This is a genomic window from Mycobacterium sp. UM_CSW (assembly GCF_000455205.1).
Classification (GTDB): Bacteria; Actinomycetota; Actinomycetes; order Mycobacteriales; family Mycobacteriaceae; genus Mycobacterium.
Genome location: NZ_AUWQ01000096.1, coordinates 38,087 through 56,048 on the forward strand (window position 1 = coordinate 38,087; position 17,962 = coordinate 56,048).

Genomic DNA, 17,962 nt, shown 5'->3' on the forward strand with positions numbered 1-17,962 from the left:
GCCTCGGCGACCTCGTTGAAAGCTCCGCCGCTGATGTCTTGGTGGGAGGGCGGTGACACGATCGCGACCGCGACACGCATGGGTGCAAAGTACAGCACGAGGATTGCGCTCGACCCCGTTTAGTCAATAGCTATCGAACATCGCCGAGCCTCGATCCGCTCACCGAGAAGGTGTTTTCGCCCGACGTCCCTTCGCGGCCCGGGCCGGAGCTTTGGGCTGCTGCACCGGTCGGGCCGCGGCCTTCTTCGCCACCCGCCCCGGAGCCTTGGGCTGCTGCACCGGACGCGCCGCGGCCTTCTTCGCCACCCGCGCCGGAGCCTTGGGCTGCTGCACCGGACGCGCCGCGGCCTTCTTCGCCACCCGCCCCGGAGCCTTGGGCTGCCGTGCCGGAGCCTTGGGCTGCCGCGCCGGACGCGCCGCGGCCTTTTTGGCCACCCGTGCCGGAGCCTTGGGCTGCTGCACCGGTCGGGCCGCGACCTTCTTCGCCACCCGCCCTGGGGCCTTGGGCTGCTGCACCGGACGCGCCGCGACCTTCCTCGCCACCCGGGCCGGGGCCTTGGCTTGCCGCGCGGGCCGGACTGCGGCCTTCTTCGCCACCCGGGCCGGAGCCTTGGGCTGCTGCCGGGGTGGGACTGCGGCGATGCAGAGAACCTCGTCGAGGCTGGCGGTCTGTAGCCCGAAAGCGGCCGCCCGCCAACCGAGTTCGGCGATGGGATCTGGGTCGCTGCCCCCAATGCTGCCGGCCCGATCCAGGCGTGCCGTGTGGAACATCGCCGGGCCGCTTGCCACCGCATCGGTGAGGACGTAGCGGCCGCCATAGCTTTCCCGGCGGACCGCTGCCTCGGCCGCGCAGACGCCGGTCAGCTTGTCCGCATCGGCGAAGTTGATTCCCACCTGGAATACCTGCGGTTCGGATTCGAGCACCGCGATCAGGCGGGTGATGAGATTCTCGGGCGCAAAGAACCGCCAGCCCTGGCCCAGGTGCAGCCAGAACCGTCCCTGGGCCTGAGCGCGAAGCCGCGCGAGCTGTGTGGCGGGCGCGTCGCCGGGGCTGCAATCAACAAACTCGAGGAACCCATAGCGCTCACGCAGCAACGCACGGTCGAGGGCTGAGAGGCCAGCGTCGACCACCAGAAAGCGCCCGAACCACAGTGGCAGATCGAGGCAGCAGTTCAGAAACGAGTTGATGGCCTGCTCGGTGGTCGCGCGGTCTGGCCCGGCGACCAGGCTAACGACCACCTTGGCCTCGCCCGGAGCGGCGGCCAGACGCTGCACCTGCGCATCGGGATACGGTGACGCGGCCTCGAGCATGAACGGCACGCTGACGTCGCGGTTGACCGCCATCCGTTGCCGCTCAACGTCGGGGACGGCGGATAGGGCCAGCAGGCGCCGACACAGCATGAACGCCTCCGCATGCTTACCGAGCTGGGCGGCACACACCGCCTGCTCGTCGATCGCACGCCAGGCATAGACGTCTGCGCCGATGAACAAGAGGTCGTTCTCGGGAAATGGGATTTGGGCGGCGCGCTGGGCGAACAAGTGGCCGGGTAGGTAGCGCTCATCTTCGCGATACCGCCGAGCGATGGCATACAGCGCCTCGGCGCGAGTGGGTCTAAATTCCCACGCTTGGAGGTAGATGTCCTGGACGACCTGCCACGGCCATTCGAGTCTCGTCACCGACTCCGCGAGCCGGAGCATCGAGTAATAGACCTCCTCCTCCCGGCCCTCCATCTCGATCCGCCGCTCATACCACTTGCGCGCGTTGACGAAATCTTCCAGATCGAAGTAGGTCTGCGCCAGATAGAACACCGCCCGCGCATCCTCGGGGTTGCGTTCGACCTCGGCCAGCAACAGGTCACGGTCACGCGCATACTTCTGCGCATCCTGACTGCGGGCACCGAGGCGCCGAGATTCGACGTAGTAGTCGCCCTCGAGGCGCCCAACGACGCAGTCAGACTTCCATACGGCCGTTTCGTGGACGACGCCTTCGTAGCGGACGCGCACCCCGTCGCGGAACAGCTGCGGGCGCCAGTAGATGAAGGAGGCGTCTCCGAGGCGCATGCGGTAGATGTCGGCGCTTAGTTGCGCGAAGTCGGGTGTGCCCACGACAATGTCGTCGGCGTCGATGACCCAGATGTAGTCGCCATGGCCTTGGGCGAGGATTAGTGCCTCGGTGCGGTTGTGGCCGAAATTGCGCCATGGTCGTTTGTGGAGCTCGCCTGGAATGCCCAGGCGTGCCATGTGTTTGCGGATCACGTCCTGGGTTCCGTCGGTGGAGCCGGTGTCGACGATCACCCACGAGCTGATGTAGGGAGCGACCGAATCAAGCGTCTCCGTGACGATGTCGGCCTCGTTTTTCACGATCATGTTCAGGCAGATCGTGGCGTGCACAGTCACTGGTCTGGACACCGCTCAGAGTTTACAGAGCAATCGCGTGTCGCGGATCGGGTTGCACGCGAAATAGCAGCGGCTGTGGATCGTTGGTCGTGCTGTTGGGCGAACAGCACACCTGGTCGAGGCCCAAGTGTGACACGATGCCGAGCGAGCGAAAGTGCCTTTCCTGCAACGGGTACGCGACTGCGCAAGGTCTGCCATGGGTGAAACCGTTGCACGGCAGGCGGATCTCGTCGGGGAGCTAGCTGCACGATCCGAGCGGCGTGCCGCCGGACCAAGGCGGCAAGCTGATTGCAGGACGGACGCGGAACGGCGCACACCGCAGCAAGATTCGTAAACCATCATGTCGCAGCTGCACCGGGTGAATGGCTACCCGGTCGCGCCGTGAGCGCCCTGAGCACCCTGTGCGCCCTGAGCACCCTGGACACCCAAGACGCCGCCGGGACCGCCGGGGCCGCCTTGACCGCCGATGCCGCCCGTACCGCCGGGAGCGTTAAGACCGCCAGGACCACCGGCGCCGCCCTGCCCGCCGGTACCGCCGTCACCGCCAGTGCCAGCGAAGAGCCCGCCGGCACCACCGGCACCGCCGGCACCACCCGAGCCACCGGGACTCCCGGCAACACCCGGACCAGTGCCGGCAGCACCCGCGGCACCCGCCCCACCGGGACCACCGGGACCGCCATGGCCCATGAAGAACCCGCCGGCACCGCCCATACCACCGGCACCACCAGTCGCACCAGCGAGAATGGCCGATCCGCCGGCACCGCCGGCACCGCCGACACCGAACAACCACCCACCGCGGCCGCCGGCACCACCGGCACCGCCGGGACCGCCGAGGCCGCCGGCCCCGCCGTTACCGATCAGCCCCGCCGCCCCACCGGCACCGCCAGCGTTGCCCGCTCCCGTGCTATTACCGCCGGCACCGCCATTGCCCAACAACCACCCGCCGGCACCGCCGGCCGTCCCCTGCACCCCCGAGGTCCCATTCGCGCCGTTACCGATGAGCGGACGCCCGGTCGCCGCCGTGCTCATCGCATTGATCGCAGCACCCGGCGCGCGGATCGCAGCTTCCACCATCTGCGCCGCGTTGGCAGCCTCAGTACCCGAATACGCAGCCCCGGCGGCGGCCATCGTGCGTGTGAACTGGTCATGGAAGGCCGCTGCCTTCGCGGCCAGCGCCTGATACTCGTCACCAACCTCGCCGAACACTGACGCGATCGCCGCCGACACCTCGTCAGCCGCCGGGCCCGTCACCCCGGTCGTCGGGATTGCAGCCGCCGCATTGGCGCTGGCCAAGTTCGCGCCGATGTTGTCAAGATTTGCAGTCACCCACTGGACGACGGCGGGGTCAATGTAAAAAGGAGAGCTCATGGCATTCCACCCTCATTTTCATCGCCAGCCCTGCGGAAAGGCATAATGCGTGATCGCATTCGAGCAACCGAGTCGAAACGCTACCGCAGCCGGTCGGTCATCGAAATAGATTCCGTAACACTGGAAATGGTCGGGTTTATGAACTGGATTGGGTCGGAATAATGACTGGATTTGGTCCGAATTGTGACTGGATTTGGTCCGAATTATGACTGGATCCGATCGGGTTTATAAACTGGATTTGGTCGGAATTATTAACTGGATTCGGTCGAGTCTATAAACTGGACTCGGTCGCATTTGACGTTGTCACAGAGTCATTCGTCGGCGTTGAGTTGTGGAATTAGGCACGCACCAGCCAAGCTGGCACCGCCGCGGTCGGATCGCAGTCCCGACTCGTCAACGAAATGGTCCGCTGCATGGCACGAAAAACGTTGTCGCGCTGCGCTATTCGGTCGCGCTGTCGTCTAACTGTTGGGCAGCAGCGGGATGGCCGGGGAACCGCCGGATCCGTCGTCCGCCAGTGTCATCAGCCCGGCCGGACGGGCCGCGGCGGGCGTCACGGTGGCACGGACGAATCCGAGTGGCCCGCCCCCTTGGCCCGAAGCCTCCGGATGCGGGCCTCCGTCGTCGTCGAGGTCCATGAACTCGTGGCGATGGGCGCGATCCTCGATCCTCGCGGCCCGACGGCGGCGCCTCGGCGCTCGGTCGTGCACCGTGGCGGCGGCCGCCGGCTCGTCGGCTCCCTCCGCCGCCGATTCCTCCGAGGGACGACGAGTGCGACTGGTGGCGCTGCCGCGCGCGGACAACCCGGAAAGGCCGACGGCGTATAGGACATCGGACAGACTTGCGCCGATGCCCGTCGTCGCCGACGGACCGAATCCCACCCCCGGCCCGCTACCGGCCGGTCCCCCGCCGATGGCGGAGGTTGGGCTCGGCGCCGTGGGACCGGACACCGTGGCGGCGCTGCTCGCGCTGGCCGGGGCGGCGGCGGTCGCCGGGGCAGGCATAGAACCGGGCGCCGGCGCTGCCGCGGCGGTCGGCACGGAGGCGGCAACCGACACCGGGACCGCGATGCCGGTTGCCACCGCGGCTCCCGCCGCCACACCCGCGGCGCCGGCGGCCGGAACGACGGCGGCCAGCGCCGGGGCAAGCGATATGGCCAGCTGGATCGCCTGCTGCCCGAAGGGCCAGAAGATCATCAACGTGTGGAAGGTGGCCCACGCCAAGGCGCTGGCGAGGGCCGGGGACATTCCGGGGATCTGCATCAGCGCCGAGGTGAGGCCGTTGGCAAATGGGACGGCGGGAATGGGCCATCCCGCGGGGTTGAGATCCTTGGACACCGGCCACGCGAAGTTTTTGGTGTATTGCTGGATCAGCGCCGCGAGCTGATCCTGCCAAGAGACGCTGGCAGATCGCGCCGCCGCCGCGCTGGCCTCTCCGCCCGTCGCGACGATCTGCGGCGCCGGCGTGGCCGTCGGGATCGCCGCCAGGGCCGAGTCGGTGACGGTTTGGTAGGTGGCCATGGTTTCGGCGGCCTGCAGCCACATGCGGGCGTAGTCGGCTTCGTTGACCGCGATGGGGATGGTGTTGATGCCGAAGAAATTGGTCGCCAGCAGAGCCGCGTGAGTGGCGTGGTTTGCGGCGAGCTCGGCGAGCGTCGGCATGGTGGCCAGCGCGGTGGTGTAGGCGGCCGCGGCCGTTCGGTGCGATGACGCGGCGAGCGCGCTGCGGGCCGCGCTCTCGAGTAACCAGCTCAGATACGGCGCGTGGGCGGTGACGTAGCGTTCGGCGCTGGGACCGTCCCACGCGCCCTGGACCGCGCCCAGCAGTTCGAGGAGTTCGTCTGCGGCTGCGGCGTATTCGGCGCTCAGTGATGACGACGCCTCCGCGGCGGTGAGCAGCGGCCCGGAACCCGGACCGCTGCTGAGCAATGTGGAGTGCACCTCGGGCGGAAAGGACATCCAGATGGGAGCGGTCATCGTCGGGGGCCTTCGGGCAGGAACACGAATACCTCTTCGGTCGGCGTAGCGAGGGGAGCGCTTGTCTTTCAGTGGTCGGTTTGCCGGACCGTTTGGTTCCCGTCCCCCGCTAGTGGACGCCTTTGCGCACGAACCGAGCATGCGCAACGATGCAGGGATGCGGTGTGACGTTGCGCGTGAGGCGCTTTCTGCGCGACTGGACGGCGAGCGTCCGCAGGTGCTCGCGCAACAGGTCGATGCCCATCTTGAGTCGTGCCGCGGTTGCCGCACCTGGCTGATCGGCGCGGCGGTCCAGTCGCGCCGGCTGTCCTCCATTGCGCCGGGCGAGGGACCGGACCTGGTCGGCAAGATCATGGCCAGCCTCGATCAGCAGGCACCCGCGTATCACCGCTCGATGCGCTGGTTGCGCTCGCGCTACCGGCGCTGGGGGCTGATCGGCGTCGGCCTGTTCCAGGTCGCGATCGCGGCCGCCCAGATCAGCGGCATCAACTTCGGCATGGTGTCGAGCCACATGCACGGCGCCATGTCGGGTGAGCACCTGATGCACGAGTCCACCGCATGGTTGCTGGCGTTGGGTCTGGCCATGATCGCCGCGGGGGTTTGGCCCGCCACCGCGATTGGCGTGGCGGCGATTACCGGCGTGTATTCCGTCGCGCTATTGAGTTACGTGGTCGTCGACGCCTTCGCCGGCGAGGTCACCGCGACACGCATCGCAAGCCACATGCCCCTGCTGCTCGGGCTCGTGTTCGCGTTGCTGGTGGCGCGCGAATATGTGCGGACCCGGCGGCCGCACTCCTCCGGCAAGGACGCCGACGACCCTGACTCGCCGTCGGAGGCGCCAGCGGGTCGGCGGCACCGGCATCTCTGGCCGATCAACCGCTCGGCCTCTACGACGACCCGTCGTAGACCGATCGCACCCGTCCAACTAAGGTGGTTGGCTATGACCGCGTCAAGCGACGACGAGGCCGTCACCGACCTCGCGTTGGCAGCCGCACGCGGGAACGAGCGAGCGCTCGAGGCTTTCATCAAAGCGACCCAGCAAGACGTTTGGCGTTTCGTCGCCTATCTTTCCGACGCGAACACCGCGGACGACCTGACGCAGGAGACCTTCCTGCGAGCGATCGGCGCTATCGAGCGGTTCTCCGGACGATCCAGTGCCCGAACCTGGCTGCTGGCTATCGCGCGCCGCGTCGTGGCTGATCACATCCGTTACGCCCAGTCGCGGCCCCGCACCGCATCCGCCGCCGATCCCGCCCAATTCCACAGCGGCGATCGCAATCACCGAGGGTTCGAAGACCTGGTCGAGGTGACCACGATGATCGCGAACCTCACTACGGAGCAGCGGGAGGCGCTGTTGCTCACGCAGTTGCTCGGGCTGCCCTACGCCGACGCCGCGGCGGTCTGCGGGTGCCCCGTCGGCACCATCCGGTCCCGCGTTGCCCGGGCCCGCGATGCGCTGCTGGCCGACGCGGAGCGCGAAGACCTCACCGGCTAACCCAGCCGCGCAACCCATTCGGCGGCCTCTTCGGTGGTGCCGACGGCGGCGACGCCGGCCGGAAGTTTCGGTCTCGCGACCATTACCACCGGAATCGACAGCGCGGCCGCCGCGTCCAGCTTGCCGCGGGTCATGTCACCGCCGCTGTTCTTGGTAACCAGTGCGTCGATGCGGTGTTCACGCAGCAGCGTCAATTCGTCGTCGTAGTGATACGGGCCGCGCGACAACAGCAGCTGGTGGTGACGTGGCAGCGACGCGGGGTCCGGCGTGGTGACCGCGCGGATCAGAAACCACGCGTCGCTGTCGGCGAAGGCGTTGACACCCGAACGTCCGGTGGTGAGAAAAACGCGTGAGTAGCCTTGCTTGGCAACGGTTTTCGCCGCCTCCACGTCTGATGGGACGACGATAGCGTCGCCGGGTGTCCACGCGGGGCGCGCCAACACCAAGTGCGGTATCCGCAGTGCGGCGCATGCTTCGGCGGCGTGCGCGGTCATGGTCGCGGCGAACGGGTGGGTGGCGTCGACGACGGCGTCGATGTGTTCCTCTTGCAACCAGCGTTTGAGTCCGTCCACACCGCCAAAGCCGCCGATACGTACCGGACCAACCGGGAGGGCCGGATCCGGTACCCGGCCTGCCAGCGAGCTGACGATGTCGACGCGCGGGTGCAGGGCCTTGGCCAGTTCGCGAGCCTCGCCGGTGCCGCCGAGCAACAGGACGCGCATCAGTGCCGGCTCCCCCGGATCCGCTCGGTGGAATATAGGTAGCTGTCGGTGAATCCCTCGGCGGCCAGGACATCGCCGACGATGATCACGGCGGTCTTGGTGATGTTGGCGTCGTGCATCTGATCGGCGATGTCGGTCAGCGTGCCGCGCAGCAGCACCTGTTGCGGCCAACTAGCGAAAGCCACGACCGCAGCAGGTGTTTCGGGCCGGTAGCCGCCTTCGAGCAGCTGTGGGACGATGGCGTCGATCTGCGCGGCCGCTAGATGCAGTACAAGAGTGCCGCCGGTTTTGGCGAGGGTTTGTAGCTCTTCACCGGGCGGCATGGGTGTCGAGAGGGTGGCCACGCGGGTCAGCGTCACCGTCTGCGCCACCCCGGGGACGGTGAGCTCGCGCTTCAACGCGGCCGCGGCAGCGGCGAAAGCTGTTACCCCCGGCACGATTTCGTAGTCGATGGCCAGCGCGTCGAGTCGCCGGCACTGTTCGGCCAGCGCACTGTACAGCGACGGATCACCGGAGTGTAGCCGTGCCACGTCATGGCCCGCCGCGTCGGCGTCGGCCATTTCGGTGACAATCTGTTCGAGCGTAAGCGGTCCGGTGTCAATGATTTTCGCGTCTTCGGGGCAGAGCGCCAGCAGGTCTGCGGGCATGATAGAGCCGGCATATAGGCACGTTGGGCAGCTTTCGAGGAGCCTCTGGCCGCGGACCGTGATGAGGTCGGCGGCGCCGGGTCCCGCACCGATGAAGTACACAGTCACCTGGTCACCGCCCATTGCGTGACCGGCATTTGGGGGCGCCAACCAGTGAAGCCACCCAGCGGCTCGCCCTGGTAGTGCTGAAGGCGTCGCAATTGGCCGCCATAGCGCGAATATGACTGCGCAAGAAGCGATTCTGACTCAGCTGTGACCGCGTTGGCCACCAGCCGTCCGTCTCGGGATAAGTGGTGGAGGCACGCGTCGATCAGGCCGTGCTGGGTCAGGCCGCCGCCGATGAAGATGGCCGCGGGCGCTACGGCGCCGTCGAACGCCTCCGGCGCCTCGCCGAGGACGTCGATGCAGACGCCGAAGGACGCGGCGTTGGCCGCGATGTTGCGGCGGCGCCGTTCGTCGCGCTCGAACGCCACTGCGCTGCAACCCGGCCAGCTCAGGCACCACTCGACACTGATGCTGCCCGAGCCCGCGCCGATGTCCCACAGCCGCTCCCCCGGCCGCGGCGCGAGCGCGGCCAGCGTCGCCGCCCGGACCCCAAGTTTGGTGATCTGACCGTCGTGGACGAACGCGTCGTCCGGATACGGCGACATACGTTCGTCGGGCAGGTAGCGGACGGCGACCAGATTGAGGTCGTCGACGTGTTGCGGTGGGTCCTCGGCCCAGTGGCGCGCGCTGCCGTCGCGGCGACGTTCGGTTGGGGCGCCGAGGTTTTCGAGCACAGTGAACTCGGAGTCGCCACGCCCATGCGCGGTCAGCAGTGCAGCCAATTCCTTGGGTGTGGCCGCGCTTTTCGACAGCACGATCGCCTGGCCGCCGCGGCGCACGGCGGTGTGTTCCGGCGCAGTCACCAGGCTGATGACCTCGGTGTCGTGAGCAGTCCAACCCATCCGCGCGCATGCCAACGTCACCGAGGACACGTGCGGCAGCACCCTGACTTTTTGGGGACCGTACAACCGGATCAGAGTGCCGCCGATCCCGTGCAGCAGCGGGTCTCCACTGGCGACGATGTGGATTTCGTCGTCTACGGGAAGTGCTTGCAGGGCGGGCAGCATCGGTGACGGCCACTCCCGGCGGGGCGCGGCCACCGTTTCGTCGAGCAGGTCGAGCTGCCTTCGGGATCCGTAAATGACCGTGGCCCTGTGTAGTTCGGCGCGTGACGATTCCGCGAGGCCGGCCATGCCGTCGGCGCCGATACCGACAACGATGATCATCGCGGCATCCTGCGCCAAATGAACTGCGGCAGCAGCCGCATCACGAAGAACATCGGCCGCAGCGACCACGGGATCCACACGGTGCGTCGGCCCTTGGCCAGGGCCCGTGCGGTTGCGGCGGCCACTTGCTCCGGGGTGCTCGACAGCGGTGCGGGCCGCATGCCCTCGGTCATGCGTCCGATGACGAAGCCCGGGCGCGCGATGAGCAACCGCACGCCTGTCCCGTGCAGCGCGTCGGCCAGGCCGCTGGCGAATCCGTCCAGGCCGGCCTTCGCCGAGCCGTAGACGTAGTTCGCGCGGCGCACGCGCACCCCGGCGACCGAGGAGAACACCACCAGCGAGCCGCGGCCGGCGGTCCGCATGGCCGCGGCCAGGTGGGTAAGCATGCTGACTTCGGCGACGTAGTCGGTGTGGACGATGGCGACCGCGTGGGCGGCGTCGGTCTCGGCGCGTGCTTGGTTGCCGAGGATCCCGAAGGCCAGGACCGCGGTGCCGATGGGCCCATGCTCGGCGACGATCAAGGCGACCAGCGGTCCGTGCGACGCCAGGTCGTCGGCGTCGAACTCCACGGTGTGCACCGCTTCGGCGCCGGCGGCTTTGAGGGTGGCGATCTGGTCGTCGAGCTGATCGGATCTGCGCGCGGCAAGCACCACCGTCGCTCCGGCGGCCAGGCGCCGCGCGAGCTCGATGCCGATCTCGCTGCGGCCGCCCAGGATTAGTACCGGACCTGCGCCCGTGTCGTCCACGGCTGCGATTATGACCTGCGCTAGCGTGGGCGGTGATGGCGAATACCACTACGCGGCTGACCGACGATGCGCTGGCTTTCCTGTCAGAACGTCACCTGGCCATGCTGACCACGCTGCGAGCCGACAATTCCCCGCATGTGGTCGCCGTCGGTTTCACCTTCGATCCCAAGACTCACATCGCGCGGGTGATCACGACCGGCGGCTCGCAGAAGGCCGTCAACGCCGACCGCGCCGGGGTGGCTGTGCTCAGCCAGGTCGACGGCGCGCGGTGGCTGTCGCTGGAGGGCCGGTCGAAGGTGAACAGCGACGCCGACGCCGTCCGCGACGCCGAGCTGCGCTACGCCCAGCGCTACCGGACTCCCAGACCAAACCCGCGGCGGGTGGTCATCGAGGTGCAGGTCGAGCGGGTACTGGGGTCGTCGGATTTGCTGGACCGGGGCGAGTAACTCAGCCAGATCAACGCGAACCCGTGCTTATCCGCGACGTGACGCTCTCGGGAAAGCCTTCGAGAAGTTCGGCGTTCAACTCATCATAAGTGATCGGAAGAATGTGACTGTAACGCATATCTCCGCGCGTCATAATGAAATACGCGCTTGGATCCCTTCGAAGCACATACTTTACCACTTTATCGCTTTGAATATCTGCCACTACTTGGGAATCAAGACCCGCGTCGTCCCATTTCCAACTCACCGGGTCGAGCCTGCAATCGATTCGCAGTGACTCAGCGACTCCGTAGATGATGAATTTTCCTGCATCCTTAATTCGCGAAAAGATTCCTTTAGAGGATTCTATAGGAGTATCACTTCGTTCAGTCGACGCTCGTAGGACACGATAATTGTCATCGACAGTGTCCTCGAGTATGTAAGCCCACCAGTCAGGATGTGGGTAGCCGAAGCGAAAATTTAAGCGACCATCTTCCCAAACCGCTTCGTCGGGAGGCGGTTTCCCCGCGAAGGCGTATATTTTTCGCCAGTAGTTGTACTGCATCACCAGTTCTGCGATGTCTGGATCGTCCTCTTTCAAGACCATCACCTAACTCCTTTAAATTGAATACATTCTATCATTCCGGCGGAGTGATGTCCCTTAGAAGTCGCTCGACAATTAGCTCTTCGACAGGAACAGGTTTGTTTGTTCCTTTATCGAGTACAATCCACTGATCCCCACCACCGGGCTGACCGAATGCCTCTTTCGCTGGACCATGTTGAACAATCCAATCTTTGCCGGGAGGGACTTCTCGGCCTGTGCCTTCGAACAGATGGTATTGCGTGGCAAGACCGGGCGGAGTTGCGCGCTCTGCTAATGGAACTCCCTCAGGCGACAAGAACCCACCCGCATTTGAACCCAGGCGATCGAGGCGGAGATTGGGCGGAATATGACTGGATTCCTCGGGTTCTCCAGCGAACCCATTTCTGGGAGCTTGAGCATCCCAATCCCACGAGACTTTGCCGTTTGAGCCCTCAATCGTGAACTCTCGTCTGAACTCCTCCACGGTCCTTCCAGCCAACGGGTCGTACCCATCGAGGATGCTGTGCGGAACGCCTCCATCCATCAATCGCTTGAGCTCAGCCTCAGGATGCTCTACTACACGCAGTGCATCCTCGGCCGGCAGGGAGTAATCGACACCCGGCACTTTTTTCGGAACTGGTGGCTCCTGAATACCGGCCGCTGCCGCATCTTGGACTTCGCCGCCGGGGACATCATTCGGGTGCGAGTTATCTTGCTTGCCCGCAGAACCGTCATCTGGTCCATGTTGGATCGGTCGATCATCAGCGGGGTGGCGGGGACCACCGTCGCGTGACGGACCGGCATCTCCTTGCCAGTGTGCACCGCTCCCTTGCGGCGGCCGTCCGTGCGGACCAACGTCTGGTGGCGCACCGTCACTATGCCCGTGCCAGCCACCCCCCGGCGGTTCACTTGGTCGACCTCCCGGAAACGTGGAGTGCGGCGCCGCAGACGATGGCGGCGTTGCCGATGAGTGCACTGCGGCCGGTGCGGGTTCACCGACTGCCTCGCTGGGCGACGCCGACACTGGAGTCGGCGAATGATGCACCAATTGCGGAAAAGTCGAAGGCGCCCGCTCAGCCGCTCCAGCGGGAACGGATGGCGCATGCGATGCGGGCGCAGTTGCCGGCACCGGCTCACGCGGACTACCCGCGGGCACCGAAGCCGGCTCATGCGGACCGCCCGCCGGCGCTGATACCGGTTCGCGCGGACCACCCGCCGGCGCTGGCACCGGTTCATGCGGTTGACCACCCACGGGATCGTGCGGACCACCCGGCGAAGCATGCGCCGGTGCTGGCGCGGTACCGGCCGGATTGCGCGGACCACCCGAAGGCGTCGGCCCTGGCGCGGCAGCCGGCCCGTGCGGCGCACCCGGGGCCACATCAGGCGCACGAGGCGCCGGACCGACCGGCGCGTCAATCGGCTTCGGAGGCAACGCAACGGGCTGGCCACCGACCGGAGGCTCGATCTTGGGCAGCTCTCCGGTCACGCCTTCGAGGTCTTTGGTCAGGCTGCTGCCCTTCCCAGCGATATCGGCCAGTGCGCCACGGGGACCAACGACACCCGCGAGCCCGTCGGCCGCTCTGCCGGCGGCACGCTCCGCCTGCACAGCCGCCTCGGCGCCGCGCGCGGCCGCCCCCGCACCATCGGCCGCGGCGGCCGCTTCCCCGCCTCCCGGAATGAACAGCGTCGCGACGTCGAAAGCGTTTTCCCCGAGCCCCAATCCTGGGCGAGCGGTACTCCAATCATCAAGGTGCAGAACGCCTTTCAGCTGCTGCAATTGAGCTTCGCCGGCCTCCTGCGGGTTAATCAGGGCGTTGAAGATGCTTCCCTTCCAGAGGCCTTTGCCAAGCCCCGCCCAGGTCGACGCGGCGCCCTGGGGATCTATGAGGAACCAGCGCGGGTCGAGGTCCGCCATGGACGTCGCCATCCCGACGGCGCCCTTCAGAACTCCCTCGTTGGCGTTGGCAAAGACATCGAAAACTGTTGCCACCTGGTTTCCGACCGCGTCTCCCAGAAAGTCTTTGAGCTCGCGGCGCACATACTTCTCCAGCTTGACAACCAGGCCGTCGACGACCCCCAAACCCAGCTTGATCGCCTGTTCGGACGCCCGGGCTTCCCGCCCCAAGTTGTGCAGCACGTCGTTGACGTCCTTGGCGATCTTCTTGATCTCGTCGAGGGCGTCCCCTTTCACGATCAACATCAGGTCGTGGCCCAGGTCGGTCAGTGAGCCCAACCGGTTCAGCAGGTCGCGGATCGCGTTCTGTGCCTGCCCCACCTCCTTGGCAAAATTGTCGAGCGCGGTCGCAATCTTCGAGGAAGCCTCGAAGATTTGCCCCATCCCGGTGGCGATGTGCGACAACGCCTCGTCGATCTTGCCGCCCTCGGGTATCTGCTGCGCAGCCAGCAGCGACTTCGATGCGTTGAGTGCACCCTGCATCCCGATGACCGACGTGGCGAAGCCCCGCCAACTCGCCGCAGCCGCGTGCATCCCGGCCACGTCGCCGTCCGGCCACACAGAGTCGACGAACGACTGGACCACCGCCCACAGCAGCGGCGGCGGTTCCCCTTTCCCCCAGGTGCCCGGCGGGCCGGGCGCCGAGATCTTGGCCGGTTCTGCCGGGGCCTGCAGCACGCCGTCACCGCCACCCAGCGTGGACGCCGCTTCGGCCTTCGAATAGTTCGACGCGCCCTGCTGTATCAGGGCCCCGCTCTGCCGGCAGGCGTTGACCGCAGCAGCCGCGGCCTTCAACAGCGACCCGGCCGCGTCCTGGTACCCGAGGCCGAACACCTCGCCGGCGGCATCTATGCCGGTGTGGGCCGCAAAACCGGCCGTCAACACGGTCAGATTCGCGGCCAGACCGTCACCTGCGGCAGCCACGGCGCTGCCGGCGGCGAACAGCGCCTCAGGATCAACCGCCAACGGGCCCACGCGCGAAATTCTCGCGGACGGCCCTGCGCGACGCTATTCACCCAGGTCGCAGGGCCAGAAGACTCACCTAGCGACACGCAACGTGATGCGGTGCCGCCCCGCCGGCACAGCGACGGTCGCCCCGGCCGGCTCACCGTCGAGCTGCACCGATGCGCCGTCGGGCAGCCCGCCGAGCGTGATCCGCGCGGCCTTGTCGGTGGTGACCGTGATCGTCGACGACGGCAACGCGGCCAGCCCGGCGCGCGCAACGTCGACCGTGAGGCCGGCGACCCCGCTGAGGCGCAGCGTCAGATACGGCAGCGCGCCGACGGGCCGTCCCACCTGCCAGTCCAGCTCGCTGTACAAGCCGGGCGTCGGCTCGAAGTTCAAAAGCACGCCGCGGTGGTGTCGAACCGTGTGCGTCGGGTCCGGTCGGGCATACGAGCGCGCGTCGACCTCGGCGACGGCCCCGCGCCGCGCGGTTACCGAGGGATCGGCGGTCAGCTCCGAGAGCCACCACACCTGGTGCGGCCCGATACCCAGATCCGCGCGCACCAATTGCGGATACCACGCGAACGTGATGTGTCCCGGATCCGCTTGGCGCAGACCGGTTCCCATGTGGGCGATCGGGTCCTCGAACTTGTCCTGCAGCACCCAGGCGAGGTGATCCTCGAGCGGATAGACGGTGAACCGATGGCGGTAACCCAGCCGGTCGAGTTCGAGCACCTGCTCGGCCGCCGACGCGAACGGCACCAGTTCGTCGACCAGGCCGTGGGCGATGACGTACGGCAGCCAGCGCGCGTTCACCAGCAACTTCCAGCTGTCACCCTCCCGGGCGCAGGGCGAGTCCAGGTCGAGGTCGGCCGGGATGTCGACATTGGGAAGCAGCCGCACCCCGCACGCCGGCGGCCCGGCCAGGACCACCGCCTGCGAGAAGACCTGCGGATAGCTCAGCCCGAGCTTGTAGGCCGCATACCCGCCCATCGAATAGCCGGATATGACAGTGCGATTGGGGTCGGTGCCCAGCTGTTCGGCGACCCGGGCCCACACCTCCCACACGTCGAGCTCCCCGGTGTCGAAGTACCAGGTCGACGGTCCCCGGGCCAGCGGGGTGACCACCACCGAGTCGCGGCCCTCGCACACCTCGTGCAGCAGCCGCGGGTCAATCGCCGCGAACTGGCTCTGGCCCAGAGCAAGCGAGTGCAGCAAGAGTGTCAGCGGCAGCGCACGACCCGGGGTGAAAGTGGACGGCAGGCAGACCGAATACGGCTGCACGCGCCCGAGGAATTGCGGCTTGGTGCTCAAGATGTCGTCGCCCGACAAGCCCTGACCGAGTTCCACCGAGGACGCGTACCAGCGGGTCGACGGGCCGGTGACCACCGGCTCGGGCTCGGTTTCGCGGGCCGCAAGCCGGGCCCACGGCACCGTCACCGCGAACGCCGACACGTCGCCATGCGTCAAAGCCGCCGCCTGGGCCGAGTCCGACCAGAAGTTCAGGTGCGGCGGCTCATGCTCGTTGGTGCGAAACGCGACGTTGTAGACGTTGGGCTGCCCGGGCAGCGCACCGTGTTCGGCGGGCACGTCGGCGAATCCGTCCCCCGCCGGGTTGGCCAGCCCGGCGGCCAGCCGGACCGTCCAGCTCCCTTCGGGCTCCAACAGCGACCGCGGGACCTGCGCAATAAACGACCGCGACTGCATATCCACGCTGTGCTCGACCGGCGTCGTCGCCTGGGTGGTCAGGTCGATCAACGTGGCGCCCCGCCCCGACAGCAGCAGCGCCATGTCGATGCCCGCCGAGCGCACGCCCGCCCCGGCCGGCCACTCGGCGGCGGCCGCGCGGGCGGGGCCGGTGTCAAAGGTGAACAGCGCGACGGGCACCGAGGCGTCCAGCAGGGTGTTCCAGTCGACCCGCCACCAGGTGTGGGTGTCGGTGAGCCCGACGGCGACGCGGAAGATGTCGGCGCCGTTGCGGGCGGCGGGCCCGTCGGGGTAGACGTAGGTGCCGCGCGGCGGCGCCTGGATTTTCAGGTCCCCGACCGGGATGCCCGTCGCGCCGTGGTCGTCGTAGAGGAAGTCCGTCCAGAACAGGGCACCGCCGGCCAGCCGGCTCGCACCGCAGGTGCGCGGAAACTCCTCTCCGAACGGCCAATTCGACGGCACGGGCAGCCGCGGCTCGGGACGGCGGGCGGCCGGCGGCACGCCTTCGGGCATCCCGTCGGCGACGACGAGCTCGCCGGGCGGCGCCGGCGCGGGCGCCACCGGGTGCAGCACCGCATCGGCGACATGGCGCGCGATGCGCAGCGGAAGCAGCGTGAGGTCCAGGATCGACACGTCGCCCAACCTACGCGGCGCCACCGTCATGCCAGCTAGGACGCGGGCACCACGATCAACTCGTGCGGCCGGTTGTTGACGGCCAGGGCGCCGTCCTCAGTAACGACGACGATGTCCTCGATCCGGGCGCCCCACCGGCCGGGAAAGTAGATGCCGGGTTCGACGGAGAAGGCCATGCCCGCCGTCAACGGCAGGTCGTTGCCGGCGACGATGTACGGCTCCTCGTGCACCGACAGCCCGATGCCGTGCCCGGTGCGGTGCACGAAGAACTCCGCGAGCCCGGCCTCGGCCAGCACATCGCGGGCGGCGGCGTCGACCTGTTCGGCGGTGACGCCGGGACGGACCGCGTCAAGCGCGGCACGCTGGGCGCGTTGCAGCACCGAATACTGTTGCGCCACATCGGGTCTCGGCTCGCCGATGCTGTAGGTGCGGGTCGAGTCGGAGTTGTAGCCCGGCTCGTAGGCTCCGCCGATGTCGACGACGACGACGTCGCCCACCTGCAATTCCCGATCCGAATAGCCGTGATGCGGGTCGGCCGCGTGCGGGCCCGAGCCGACGATGATGAACGCCACCTCCGAATGTCCTTCGGCGACAATCGCTTCGGCGATATCCGCGGCGACGTCGGCCTCGGTGCGGCCCGGCCGCAGGAACTCCGGCACGCGGGCGTGCACCCGGTCGATGGCCGCACCGGCCTTGCGCAGCGCGTCGACCTCGCATTCCTCCTTGACCATCCGCAACTCGCGCAGCAGGTCGGTGGCCAGCACCGGCAGCACGCCCAGGACCTCGGCCAGCGGCAACAGGTGCAGCGCTGGCATGGAATCGGTGACGGCGGTCGCGGCGGGTCCGCCGCCTAACGCCTCGCTCACCAGCCGGTAGGGGTCCTCGCCGTCGACCCAATCCCGTACCGCCAGGCCCAGTTCCGCGACGGCGGACTCCTTGAGGGAGGCCAGCTCCAGTCGGGGCACCACGATCGTCGCGTCGCCGGTCGCCGGCAGGACCAGCGCAGTGAGCCGCTCGAGGGTCTGCGCCCGCGAGCCGACGAGGTAACGCAGGTCGTAGCCCGGGGTGATCACCAGGCCGGCGAGCCCGGCGTCGG

Annotated in this window: 12 protein-coding genes and 2 pseudogenes; 3 read left to right on the plus strand and 11 right to left on the minus strand. The window is 67.6% G+C overall.

The window, feature by feature from the left end; translation table 11 throughout:
* Positions 1–159: 159 nt before the first annotated feature.
* From N415_RS25805 to N415_RS25815, 3 genes and pseudogenes are all read right to left on the minus strand, one after another.
* Entirely contained in the window at positions 160–2,391 is a 2,232-nt protein-coding gene (locus tag N415_RS25805) for a glycosyltransferase (RefSeq protein ID WP_239645707.1), read from the minus strand.
* Positions 2,392–2,793: 402 nt separating this feature from the next.
* Positions 2,794–3,765 (minus strand): annotated as a pseudogene (locus N415_RS31050) (PE family protein); the annotation flags it as partial.
* A 461-nt stretch (positions 3,766–4,226) separates the two neighbouring features.
* A complete protein-coding gene (locus N415_RS25815; RefSeq protein WP_068187833.1) occupies positions 4,227–5,741 on the minus strand; it encodes a PPE domain-containing protein in 1,515 nt (504 codons plus the stop codon).
* 157 nt (positions 5,742–5,898) lie between these two features.
* Between N415_RS25815 and N415_RS32965 the strand changes: the two are divergent.
* Together N415_RS32965 and sigC are read left to right on the plus strand one after the other, a co-directional pair.
* Positions 5,899–6,516: pseudogene (locus N415_RS32965) on the plus strand (DUF2275 domain-containing protein); the annotation flags it as partial.
* Between the two features lie 165 nt (positions 6,517–6,681).
* Positions 6,682–7,236 (plus strand): RNA polymerase sigma factor SigC, encoded by a 555-nt coding sequence (gene sigC, locus N415_RS32970; RefSeq protein WP_239645708.1) that lies wholly within the window; start codon positions 6,682–6,684, stop codon positions 7,234–7,236.
* Here sigC and N415_RS25825 read toward each other — a convergent pair.
* Genes N415_RS25825 through N415_RS25840 form a run of 4 tightly spaced genes read right to left on the minus strand, consistent with a single transcriptional unit; the run spans position 7,233 to position 10,622 of the window.
* Positions 7,233–7,958 carry a cobalt-precorrin-6A reductase gene (locus tag N415_RS25825; protein WP_068187834.1) on the minus strand — a complete coding sequence of 242 codons (726 nt, stop codon included), beginning with the start codon at positions 7,956–7,958 and terminating at the stop codon, positions 7,233–7,235. The two genes, sigC and N415_RS25825, sit on opposite strands and share 4 nt — an antisense overlap.
* Positions 7,958–8,713, minus strand: coding sequence for a precorrin-4 C(11)-methyltransferase (gene cobM / locus N415_RS25830; RefSeq protein ID WP_068187862.1), 756 nt, complete (start codon positions 8,711–8,713; stop codon positions 7,958–7,960). The genes N415_RS25825 and cobM overlap by 1 nt, the downstream gene beginning before the upstream one ends.
* The gene (locus N415_RS25835) at positions 8,710–9,876 is read right to left on the minus strand and encodes a bifunctional cobalt-precorrin-7 (C(5))-methyltransferase/cobalt-precorrin-6B (C(15))-methyltransferase (protein WP_068187864.1); all 1,167 of its coding nucleotides are present in this window, start codon (positions 9,874–9,876) and stop codon (positions 8,710–8,712) included. The genes cobM and N415_RS25835 overlap by 4 nt, the downstream gene beginning before the upstream one ends.
* On the minus strand, positions 9,873–10,622 hold the full coding sequence (locus N415_RS25840) for an SDR family NAD(P)-dependent oxidoreductase (RefSeq protein WP_068187836.1): 750 nt from the start codon (positions 10,620–10,622) through the stop codon (positions 9,873–9,875). Before N415_RS25840 ends, N415_RS25835 begins: the two co-directional genes overlap by 4 nt.
* A gap of 35 nt (positions 10,623–10,657) precedes the next feature.
* Between N415_RS25840 and N415_RS25845 the strand changes: the two genes are divergently transcribed.
* On the plus strand, positions 10,658–11,068 hold the full coding sequence (locus tag N415_RS25845) for a F420-dependent biliverdin reductase (RefSeq protein WP_066913250.1): 411 nt from the start codon (positions 10,658–10,660) through the stop codon (positions 11,066–11,068).
* Positions 11,069–11,078: 10 nt separating this feature from the next.
* On the opposite strand, the gene N415_RS31695 is transcribed toward N415_RS25845, so the two are convergent.
* The 4 genes from N415_RS31695 to N415_RS25870 all read right to left on the minus strand — a co-directional run.
* On the minus strand, positions 11,079–11,654 hold the full coding sequence (locus N415_RS31695) for a hypothetical protein (protein WP_152531577.1): 576 nt from the start codon (positions 11,652–11,654) through the stop codon (positions 11,079–11,081).
* Positions 11,655–11,682: 28 nt separating this feature from the next.
* Positions 11,683–14,556 (minus strand): TNT domain-containing protein, encoded by a 2,874-nt coding sequence (locus tag N415_RS31055; RefSeq protein WP_081665518.1) that lies wholly within the window; start codon positions 14,554–14,556, stop codon positions 11,683–11,685.
* Between the two features lie 63 nt (positions 14,557–14,619).
* Complete coding sequence (locus N415_RS25865; RefSeq protein ID WP_068187865.1) at positions 14,620–16,866, minus strand: alpha/beta hydrolase-fold protein; 2,247 nt, start codon at positions 16,864–16,866, stop codon at positions 14,620–14,622.
* A 35-nt stretch (positions 16,867–16,901) separates the two neighbouring features.
* The coding region (locus N415_RS25870) for a Xaa-Pro peptidase family protein (RefSeq protein WP_068187848.1) at positions 16,902–17,962 on the minus strand (1,061 nt) is incomplete at its 5' end.